Origin of the sequence: Mycobacterium sp. SMC-13 (assembly GCF_045311035.1) — a bacterium.
GTDB lineage: Bacteria > Actinomycetota > Actinomycetes > Mycobacteriales > Mycobacteriaceae > Mycobacterium.
On sequence record NZ_JBJIAI010000055.1, the window covers coordinates 1 to 9177 of the forward strand.

General features: G+C 65.7%; 11 protein-coding genes and 1 pseudogene. 8 read left to right on the forward strand and 4 right to left on the reverse strand.

Annotated features, from left to right (window positions below):
- On the reverse strand, positions 1-237 hold a 237-nt coding region (locus ACJH6I_RS31110; RefSeq protein ID WP_224866092.1), incomplete at its 3' end, for a hypothetical protein.
- Here ACJH6I_RS31110 and ACJH6I_RS31115 point away from each other — a divergent pair.
- Positions 160-1379, forward strand: a pseudogene (locus tag ACJH6I_RS31115) (IS256 family transposase). The gene ACJH6I_RS31110 and the pseudogene ACJH6I_RS31115 overlap by 78 nt on opposite strands.
- Positions 1380-1670: 291 nt before the next feature.
- Here the strand turns inward: ACJH6I_RS31115 and ACJH6I_RS31120 are convergent.
- Positions 1671-2420 carry an IclR family transcriptional regulator gene (locus ACJH6I_RS31120; RefSeq protein ID WP_047040843.1) on the reverse strand — a complete coding sequence of 250 codons (750 nt, stop codon included), beginning with the start codon at positions 2418-2420 and terminating at the stop codon, positions 1671-1673.
- Between the two features lie 70 nt (positions 2421-2490).
- Here ACJH6I_RS31120 and pcaH point away from each other — a divergent pair, with 70 nt between their 5' ends.
- The 7 genes from pcaH (at position 2491) to ACJH6I_RS31155 (ending at position 8178) form a co-directional block, all read left to right on the forward strand.
- Complete coding sequence (gene pcaH, locus ACJH6I_RS31125; RefSeq protein ID WP_043416460.1) at positions 2491-3288, forward strand: protocatechuate 3,4-dioxygenase subunit beta; 798 nt, start codon at positions 2491-2493, stop codon at positions 3286-3288.
- Positions 3288-3857: a protocatechuate 3,4-dioxygenase subunit alpha gene (pcaG, locus tag ACJH6I_RS31130; protein ID WP_043416462.1), complete on the forward strand. Its 570-nt coding sequence runs from the start codon at positions 3288-3290 to the stop codon at positions 3855-3857. Before pcaH ends, pcaG begins: the two co-directional genes overlap by 1 nt.
- Entirely contained in the window at positions 3854-5059 is a 1206-nt protein-coding gene (locus ACJH6I_RS31135; protein ID WP_043416463.1) for a lyase family protein, read from the forward strand. The genes pcaG and ACJH6I_RS31135 overlap by 4 nt, the downstream gene beginning before the upstream one ends.
- Positions 5056-6237, forward strand: a complete 1182-nt coding sequence (pcaC, locus tag ACJH6I_RS31140) for a 4-carboxymuconolactone decarboxylase (protein ID WP_047040849.1) — start codon at positions 5056-5058, stop codon at positions 6235-6237. The genes ACJH6I_RS31135 and pcaC overlap by 4 nt, the downstream gene beginning before the upstream one ends.
- Positions 6234-6932: a 3-oxoacid CoA-transferase subunit A gene (locus tag ACJH6I_RS31145; RefSeq protein ID WP_047040851.1), complete on the forward strand. Its 699-nt coding sequence runs from the start codon at positions 6234-6236 to the stop codon at positions 6930-6932. Before pcaC ends, ACJH6I_RS31145 begins: the two co-directional genes overlap by 4 nt.
- The gene (locus tag ACJH6I_RS31150) at positions 6929-7618 is read left to right on the forward strand and encodes a 3-oxoacid CoA-transferase subunit B (RefSeq protein ID WP_047040853.1); all 690 of its coding nucleotides are present in this window, start codon (positions 6929-6931) and stop codon (positions 7616-7618) included. Before ACJH6I_RS31145 ends, ACJH6I_RS31150 begins: the two co-directional genes overlap by 4 nt.
- Positions 7619-7689: 71 nt before the next feature.
- Positions 7690-8178, forward strand: a complete 489-nt coding sequence (locus tag ACJH6I_RS31155; protein WP_047040871.1) for a cupin domain-containing protein — start codon at positions 7690-7692, stop codon at positions 8176-8178.
- Between the two features lie 224 nt (positions 8179-8402).
- Here the strand turns inward: ACJH6I_RS31155 and ACJH6I_RS31160 are convergent, their stop codons facing one another.
- Together ACJH6I_RS31160 and ACJH6I_RS31165 are read right to left on the reverse strand one after the other, a co-directional pair.
- Positions 8403-8873, reverse strand: coding sequence for a hypothetical protein (locus tag ACJH6I_RS31160; protein WP_047040856.1), 471 nt, complete (start codon positions 8871-8873; stop codon positions 8403-8405).
- 24 nt (positions 8874-8897) lie between these two features.
- Positions 8898-9113, reverse strand: a complete 216-nt coding sequence (locus tag ACJH6I_RS31165; RefSeq protein WP_074414912.1) for an IclR family transcriptional regulator C-terminal domain-containing protein — start codon at positions 9111-9113, stop codon at positions 8898-8900.
- Positions 9114-9177 lie beyond the last annotated feature (64 nt).

The window sequence follows — 9177 nt, forward strand, 5'->3', positions numbered from 1 at the left end:
CGGAATCAGGTATTCGATCAAGACCGGCGTTGGCGCGCTGGTTGGGAAGGTACGCCCATGCTCACCGTAGTTCACGACGGCGCGGAGGCCAACGACAACACCGACAGTGGTGCTGGTCGGTCGTTGTTGGATGAGATTGTCCGTGATGGCGCTCGGCAGATGCTGGCCGCGGCGTTGCAGGCCGAGGTCGCCGCCTACGTGGCGCAGTTCGCTGACCAGCGCGATGACAACGGCCACCGATTGGTGGTCCGCAACGGCTACCACCAGCCGCGCGAGGTGCTGACCGCAGCCGGTGCGGTGCAGGTGAGGGCCCCGCGGGTCAACGACAAACGTGTCGATCCCGACACTGGTGAACGCAAGCGGTTCTCCTCGGCGATCCTGCCGGCCTGGGCGCGCAAGTCCCCGCAGATGTCCGAGGTGTTGCCGCTGTTGTACCTGCACGGGTTGTCGAGCAGCGATTTCACCCCGGCCCTGGAGCAGTTCCTCGGCTCCGGTGCCGGGTTGTCGGCATCGACGATCACCCGGCTCACGTCGCAGTGGCAAGATGAGGCCGCCGCGTTCGGTCGTCGCGATCTGTCGGGCAGCGACTATGTCTACCTGTGGGTCGACGGCATCCCCCTCAAGGTCCGCCTGGACCAGGAAAAGCTGTGTCTGCTGGTGATGCTCGGTGTGCGCGCTGACGGCCGCAAGGAGCTGGTGGCGATCAGCGACGGCTACCGTGAATCGGCCGAGTCGTGGGCCGATCTGCTGCGCGACTGCAAACGGCGCGGCATGACCGCCCCGTGCTCGCCGTCGGTGACGGTGCACTCGGGTTCTGGAAAGCGGTCCGTGAGGTGTTCCCGGCCACCAAAGAGCAGCGCTGCTGGTTCCACAAGCAAGCCAATGTTCTTGCCGCACTGCCGAAATCAGCACACCCGTCGGCCCTGGCGGCACTCAAGGAGATCTACAACGCCGAGGATATCGACAAGGCCCAGCTCGCGGTCAAGGCCTTCGAGGTCGATTTCGGCGCCAAGTACCCCAAGGCGGTCGCCAAGATCACCGACGACCTCGATGTGCTGCTGGAGTTCTTCAAGTACCCGGCCGAACATTGGATCCACCTGCGCACGACGAACCCGATCGAAAGCACCTTCGCCACAGTGCGACTTCGGACCAAGGTGACAAAAGGCCCGGGATCGCGAACGGCCGGACTAGCGATGGCCTACAAGCTGATCGACGCCGCCTCGGCCCGCTGGCGCGCCGTCAACGCCCCGCACCTGGTCGCCCTGGTCCGCGCCGGCGCGGTCTTCCACAAAGGCAAACTGCTCGAACGCCCCACCGACATCACCCCACCAACACCGCCCTCAGACGACGATCAGGACGCCGGAACGGAGGTCGCCTGAAACACCCCGATCCACAGGTATTGACAATTCCTCCAAGTGACGATTCGCGAGGTGAGAGTGCGAGGTGGGCAGGATGGATTCCGCCGCTGATCGTTGAACGGCGGACCCTTTGCTGATGCTTTCTCAGCTTCAACTGGGGGATCGGTCGCGTCTATCCCTCCACCGCGGCGCGGACTCCGATTCGCGCCAGATGTCATGGCAGTCACCACTTTTTCGACGGCTAGCGACGGTGTCGCGTTTTGTCAGAAGCCGCCCGACAGCACAGCGATCGCTGCTGCGGCGGCCCGTGGGTCACAGCAGCCGGACGATGCCGCGGGCAGCCACCTGCAGGGCGCCGAGCAGTCGCTGGCGACCTCGCTTCAACGACGGAACTACGACGGCGATCGCGGCCACCACAGCGTCGTCGGACTGCCGGACGATCGGCACGGCCAGTGAACAGGCGCCTAGCGACATCTCTTCCACGGTGGTAGCCAACCCCTCGCGCCGCACCCCCTCCAACTGTCGGGACAGCACCGCAGGCTGGGTGATTGTGTAGGGAGTAATCGGAGTCAGATTGGCAAACACCTGATCCTGGACTTCGCGTGGCGCGTGCGCCAACAGCACCTTGCCGACGCCGGTGCAGTGCATCGGCAACCTGCTGCCGACGGTGCTAACGATCGGCACGGATGCCCTACCCATCATCCGCTCGAGGTACAATACTTCGTTGCCGTCGCGTACCGCGAGGTGCACGGTGGCGAGCGTTGCCGCGTAGACATCGTGCAAGAACGGCTCTGCGACCTGCCGTAATCCGCCTCCGACCGGGGCGAGCAGCCCAGCGCTCCACATCAGTCGGCCGACCTCGAAACGACCGTCCGTGCGGCGCTGCAACGCCCCGCCCGCAACCAGTTCGGCAGCCAGCCGGTGGGCCGTGGCCATCGGCAGGCTGGCCCTACCCGCCAGTTCGGACAGCGTCAGTGTCCGGTGCCACTCATCGAAGGCGGCGACCATGCGCAGCAAACGAGAAGCGACGCTGGTGCCGGGCGTTGAGGTATTTCCCGCCACTCACGGATCCTTTCCGCTCAGTGGTAATCTAGCGTAGGTCAGTCGCCGAGGAGCCAATAGTGTCAAGGCTATGACAGCAGTGATCGACCCCGATCCCGACGGCGGGTTGCCGAGGCAGCAGGCGATCAGCGCGGAGATCGAGGCGATCGAGTCCGAGTATCAGCGCGCTGGCATCGAGGAGACGCAGCCGCGGCTCGGCTACGCGCCCTACCGCAGCAGCCTGCTGCGTCATCCCACGAAGGACCTACACCACGCTGACCCGGAGGGCGTCGAGCTGTGGACGCCCTGCTTTTCCGAACGCGACGTGCATCCGCTTGAATCGGACCTCACCATCCAGCACTCAGGCGAACCCATCGGCGAACGGATAGTGGTGACCGGCCGGGTGGTCGACGGCGACGGACGGCCGGTGCGACGTCAACTCGTCGAGATCTGGCAGGCCAACGCCGGCGGTCGCTACATCCACAAGCGTGATCAGCACCCGTCCGCGATCGACCCCAACTTCACCGGCGTCGGCCGCTGCCTGACCGATGACGACGGAAGCTACCGCTTCACCACGATCAAGCCAGGGCCGTATCCGTGGAGGAACCACCGCAACGCTTGGCGCCCAGCCCACATCCACTTCTCGGTGTTCGGAACGGAATTCACGCAACGGCTGATCACCCAGATGTACTTCCCCGGCGACCCGTTGTTCGCGCTGGACCCGATCTATCAGTCGATCACCGACCGAAAGGCCCGAGACCGACTGATTGCCAACTACGACCACGACGTCACCACCCACGAATGGGCCACCGGATACCGGTGGGACATCATCCTCACCGGCGCGACGCGCACTCCGACCGAGGATCCCCACCGCGGAAGCGAACACTGATGAATACCCTGCTCACCGCCACCCCGGGGCAGACCGTCGGACCCTTTTTCGGTTACGCACTCCCGTTCGACCGGTGCGACCAGCTGGTTCCGGCCGGCTCACCGGGTGCCGTCCAGCTTTCCGGCTTGGTCCTCGATGGTGACGGCCAGCCTGTTCCCGACGCCCTACTTGAGATCTGGCAGGCAAACGCCGACGGCACCATCCCCACGTCCACCGGCTCGCTACACCGGGACGGCTGGACCTTCACTGGGTGGGGCCGCGCCGGCACCGACGATGGCGGACGGTACAACTTTTCCACCGTCATCCCAGGTCCCTGCGATCCCGGTGCGGCACCGTTCTTTCTGATCACCGTGTTCGCCCGCGGGCTGCTCAACCGGCTGTTCACCCGCGCCTACGTGCCCGGGGGGCAGCTGGCCGGCGATCCACTGCTGGCGTCCCTGCCGCCCGAGCGTCGCGACACGCTCATCGCCACCCGCGAGGGCGCCGGACTACGCTTCGACATCCAATTGCAGGACGCGCCAGGCAAACCCGAGACGGTCTTCCTGCGCTACGCGGGACACCAGCGATGACTGACCTCTTCTGGCCGGGCGACGACCTCGCAGGCGACCTGATGAGCGGCCCCGCATTCCTCGAGGCCATGGTGGCCGTGGAACGGGCGTGGCTGGACAGCCTCGTCGACGCCGGTATCGCACCGCAAGAGGCGCGTGCCAGCTTGGCAGACCTCATCGCCGACGCCGACACCGAGTCGATCGCCCGCCGCGCCGCCACCGACGGCAGCCCCGTCAGCGCTCTGGTCACGTTGTTGCGTGAGCGCTCAACGGCGGCGACAGCCCGCTGGTTACACCGCGGGCTAACCAGTCAGGACGTCGTCGACACAGCGCTCGTCATCTGCGCCCGTGATGTCCTCATGCGCATCGGCGACGAGTTCACCGTCCAAGTCCGGGCGCTGTCCGAGCTCGCTGAGAGGCACCGGAGCACACCAACACTCGCGCGTACCCTGACCCAGGCCGCCCTACCAAGCACCTTCGGCGCCAAGATGGCACGTTGGCTTACCGGCATACTGGACGCCGCCGAACCGCTGACCGGGCTGCTGCCCTCGCTGCCGGTGCAGGTCGGTGGCGCGGTGGGAACGCTGGCGGCGGCTACCGAATTGACCGGTTCGGTGGACGGCGCCATCGCGTTGAGCGACGCGCTCGCCGGCGCACTGCGGCTGGCGCCGGCTCCGCCCTGGCACACCACCCGCTCGGCGATCACCCGCATCGGGGATGCGTTGGTGAGCTGCTGCGACGCCTGGGGGCACATCGCCGCCGACATCGCGACCGGTAGCCGGCCCGAGGTCGGCGAGCTGGCCGAGGGGACTGGTGGCGGCTCATCGACGATGCCGCACAAGAACAATCCCGTCCGCTCTGTGTTGATCCGGCGCACCGCGCTCACCGCGGGCACCTTGGGCGCCACCCTGCACCTGGCCGCAGGAGCGAGTGTCGACGAGCGCTCCGACGGCGCGTGGCACGCCGAATGGGCCACACTGCGCACGCTCGCCCGCCACACCGTCGTGGCGGCCATCCAAGCCTCCGAACTGCTCTCCGGGTTGCAGGTGGACACGGCGCGGGCGGCCGCGAACCTGGCCGACGCGGGCGGGCTGCTCACCGAACAACGTGCAATGACCGAGTTGACCGGTAGCCCAGCACGGCCCGACTACACCGGTGCCGCCGATCGGCTGATCGATTCGACCTTGAGTCGGGCCCGCCGCTTCATCAAGTCTGCGTCATGACCATTCCGGCCTTGGCCACAATCGACTTCGGCGGACCCGACGGTGCGCCTGTCCTCGTGCTGGGGCCTTCACTGGGTACCTCGGCAGCCACGCTGTGGAGCGCTGCGGCTGGATGGCTGAGTGCGCACGCCCGCGTCGTCGGGTGGGACCTACCCGGTCACGGTCGAGGCGGTCCTGGCGAGCCCTTCACGATCGCCGAACTCGCGGTCGCCGTGCTGGCACTCGCCGACGACATGCACGCCGAGACCTTCCACTACGCCGGTGATTCGCTCGGTGGCTGTGTCGGTCTGCAGCTGATGCTCGACGCGCCGCAACGGGTGGACTCGGCGACCCTACTGGGCACCGGTGCGTTGATCGGCACCCCAGCTGGCTGGCTCGAGCGCGCCGCCACCGTCCGCGCCGAGGGCGTCGAAACCTTACTCTCGGGCGCGGCCCAGCGGTGGTTCGCGCCGGGCTTCGTCGACCGGCAACCAGGTGTCGGCGCGGCGCTGCTGGACACCCTCAGCCACACCGATCCGGAGTCCTATGCGCAGGCCTGCGAGGCCCTCGCGGCATTCGACGTCTCCGACCGATTGCGCGAGATCGTCACTCCCGTCCTGGCCGTGGCAGGCAGCGCCGACGTGCCCACACCGCCGGAGTCATTGCGGCGCATCGCCTCCGGTGTCCAGGACGGTGACCTCGTAGTGCTCGACGGTGTCGGCCACCTGGCACCCGCCGAAGCCCCGGACCGGGTCGCCGGCCTCATCGCAGAGCAGGTGGGTATTCCGCAGCCTGCGACTAGGACCGTCGAGGATGTGTGTCGCGCGGGAATGGCGATACGGCGCCAGGTGCTCGGCGACGGGCACGTCGACCGGGCAATCGCCGGTACCACCGACATGACCGCCGATTTCCAGCACCTGATCACCCAGTACGCCTGGGGAACCATCTGGACACGCCCAGGTCTAGACCTTCGCAGCCGCTCGATGATCACCCTGACGGCGCTGGTCGCGCGCGGGCACCGCGAGGAACTGGCGATGCACCTGCGAGCGGCCCGCCGGAACGGTTTGAGCAACGACGAGATCAAGGAGCTGCTGATGCAGACTGCCATCTACTGTGGCGTCCCCGACGCCAACTCCGCGTTTCGCATCGCCGCCGAGGTATTGCCGGAATTCGACGAGGACGAGCGGGCGTCGTCATGAGCCGCACCGCCGTCTGCGCCGCCGCCCACGAAGCCGTCGCCGGAATCGCTGACGGCGCCACAATTCTCGTCGGCGGATTCGGCATGGCGGGCATGCCCACCACACTCATCGATGCGATCATCGAACAGGGCGCCGCCGAGCTCACCATCGTCAGCAACAACGCGGGCAACGGCGACACCGGTCTGGCCGCGCTGCTGGCTGCCGGTCGGGTCGCGAAGGTCATTTGTTCCTTCCCCCGACAGGCCGATTCGTACGTGTTCGACAGGCTCTACCGGGACGGCATGGTCGACCTCGAAGTGGTCCCGCAGGGCAACCTGGCCGAGCGGATCAGAGCGGCAGGCGCGGGCATTGGCGCGTTCTTCTGCCCGACCGGTGTCGGCACCCCGCTCGCCTCGGGCAAGGAGATCCGCACGATCGACGGCCGCGACTACGTGCTGGAGTATCCGATCCGCGGCGACGTCGCACTCATCGCAGCACACCTGGCCGACCGGGCCGGAAACCTGTTGTACCGCAAGACTGCTCGCAACTTCGGTCCGGTCATGGCGACCGCCGCCACGCTGACCGTCGTTGAGGTCTCCCGCGTCGTCGAGACCGGAGGCATCGACCCCGAGACGGTCGTGACGCCGGGTATCTTCGTCGACCGCATCCTCGACCTGTCCTCGATTCCCGCCGCCCGCACCGAGGCCGCCTCGTGACGGGAACGCTCGATGCAAGGACACGGCGTCGTGTCGAGCATCTCGACCGTGGCCCGTTGGACCGCGGGGAGATCGCCGCGATGATCGCCCGCGACATCGCACCTGGGTCGTACGTCAATCTCGGCATCGGCCAGCCCACGATGGTCGCCGACTACCTCGACCCCGCCGCCGAGGTGGTGCTGCACACCGAGAACGGCATGCTCGGCATGGGAGGCGCCGCGACAGGAGACGCCATTGACCCGGATCTCACCAATGCAGGCAAGGTTCCGGTCACCGAAACCCCTGGGGCGTCCTACTTCCACCACGCCGACTCCTTCGCCATGATGCGCGGCGGCCATCTCGACGTGTGTGTGCTCGGGGCGTTTCAGGTCAGCGAGCGTGGAGACCTCGCCAACTGGCACACCGGAGCACCGGACGCCATTCCCGCGGTCGGGGGTGCGATGGATCTCGCCATCGGAGCGAAGCGCGTATTCGTGATGATGACGCTGTTCGGCAAGGACAGGACCGCGAAGTTGGTTCCGGAGTGCAGTTACCCGCTGACCGGGCTTCGGTGCGTCAGCCGGCTGTATACCGAGTACGCGATCTTCGACATCGACAACGCCGGAGACGGACGCGTGCGCGTACTCGAGACCTTCGCCATCAGTATCGCCGCGCTCGAGAAGCGCTTGCACATAGCTCTGTCGTGACCCTGGCGCTTGGGTCGCCGAAAAGTGACTCCATGCTCGCTCAGCGACGAAATTCCCAGAGGAGTGGATTGATGACCCTATCCCGTGACGAGCTAGCCGATTTCGCCGAAAGTATGGCGCGCGCAGGGGATCGCGACACCCAGCACGTGACCGAGGAGCACCTCGTCGTGAACTCCACCGAGGCACACTGGATCCAGACCGGAAGCCCATCAGAAATTGGATTGCTTCTGCGGATACCCGCCCGCTCCATTGAGTTCTTCCTGCAGAAGATCCCCGCCGGTGCGGGCAGTGACCTTCATCGACACGTACACGAGTCAGTTCACTTCGTGCGACATGGCTCGGGCTGGTCGGAGATTGGCGATCAACGCGTAACGTGGAGCGCAGGCGACTTCGTGTATACGCCGCCGTGGGTATGGCATCGCCACTATGCAGATGACCAACAGGACGTCGAGATGATAGTCATCGAGAACTCCCGCCTCCTGGCTGCCGTGGACGCAACCCAGAGGGAAACCAGGGGCAACGTTAGCTTCGCCGAGGCTTTCGGCGTCGGCGACACGTAAGCAGTGGAGAAATTGTCAAGGTAATCGCTTCGAAGGGCGCTTGACGACGGCGGTCAAACACACGGCGGCCGGTCAACCCATCCACGGCGCTAATGTCCAGCCGCCCTGCAACTTTCGTGGCCGCGGCGTCTCCCGGCGAAGCAGGCGGCCTGATCTGCACCCGTGTTGTCGGCCCACGGGTTGTGCGAGTAAAGCGCAAAGTGATCACGATGCGGTCACATGCGTTATTCGTCGAACCCTTCATCTGGGATAGCAAACGCCGCCCTGGCGTTGTCGTTGAGATTTGCAAATCCATCGATAACCACCCGGGCCACGCGGGTCTCATGGTCGACAATGCGGATCAGCCACGTGTGAAAGGCCGCACCGGTGAATTCTTCGCTGACCGGCGAAGGAGCTCTCCAGCGACGGAAGAAGAACTCGAGTCGTGTCGTCAGCTCGATGACATCCTCCTGCACCGGAACGTAGGAAAGTACTTGACGCAGTTCGAGGCGTTCGTCGAAAATCCCGTCCCGCTGCGTGAGATACAACCGCAGACCATTGAGTCCCTTCCATTGGTGGCCGCCGCGAAAGCCGATTTCGAAGTCGTCTGTGAGGACGGTTGCGAACATTTGCTCGGCCGGCGAGTGGCGCTGTTCTAAGCGCAGGTAGTCATCGATCGTCGAAACGAACGCCGGCAGGTCGGGGGTACTCGACACAGAACATCTCCTTTGCCAATGTAGTTAGACCAGCTTAGTAGCAAGCTCTGCGGCAGCTTCGCCGATGATGCCAGCTACTTTGCGGACATGTGATGGCCGTAACCGATAGCTCGGCGCTGATGCATTTAGTGCCAGCCTCACGTCGGGACCTCTTGCAGGTATGGCGACAGCAACGGATGCGACACCTTCTTCGCTTTCCTCCCTACTGGTCGCGAAACCGCTCTTTCGAGAAATAGTCAAATCCTGTGGATCGAGGGTCGTCAGGCGACCTCGGACACTGGGGTGTCGGGCGATGGTTCCGGGG

What these genes read in the sequence shown, in the direction of transcription:
- pcaC (WP_047040849.1), top strand. Translation starts at nt 5,056, where the DNA reads ATGACCATTCCGGCCTTGGCCACAATCGACTTCGGCGGACCCGACGGT.
- pcaH (WP_043416460.1), top strand. Translation starts at nt 2,491, where the DNA reads ATGACAGCAGTGATCGACCCCGATCCCGACGGCGGGTTGCCGAGGCAG.
- ACJH6I_RS31145 (WP_047040851.1), top strand. Translation starts at nt 6,234, where the DNA reads ATGAGCCGCACCGCCGTCTGCGCCGCCGCCCACGAAGCCGTCGCCGGA.
- ACJH6I_RS31135 (WP_043416463.1), top strand. Translation starts at nt 3,854, where the DNA reads ATGACTGACCTCTTCTGGCCGGGCGACGACCTCGCAGGCGACCTGATG.
- pcaG (WP_043416462.1), top strand. Translation starts at nt 3,288, where the DNA reads ATGAATACCCTGCTCACCGCCACCCCGGGGCAGACCGTCGGACCCTTT.
- ACJH6I_RS31155 (WP_047040871.1), top strand. Translation starts at nt 7,690, where the DNA reads ATGACCCTATCCCGTGACGAGCTAGCCGATTTCGCCGAAAGTATGGCG.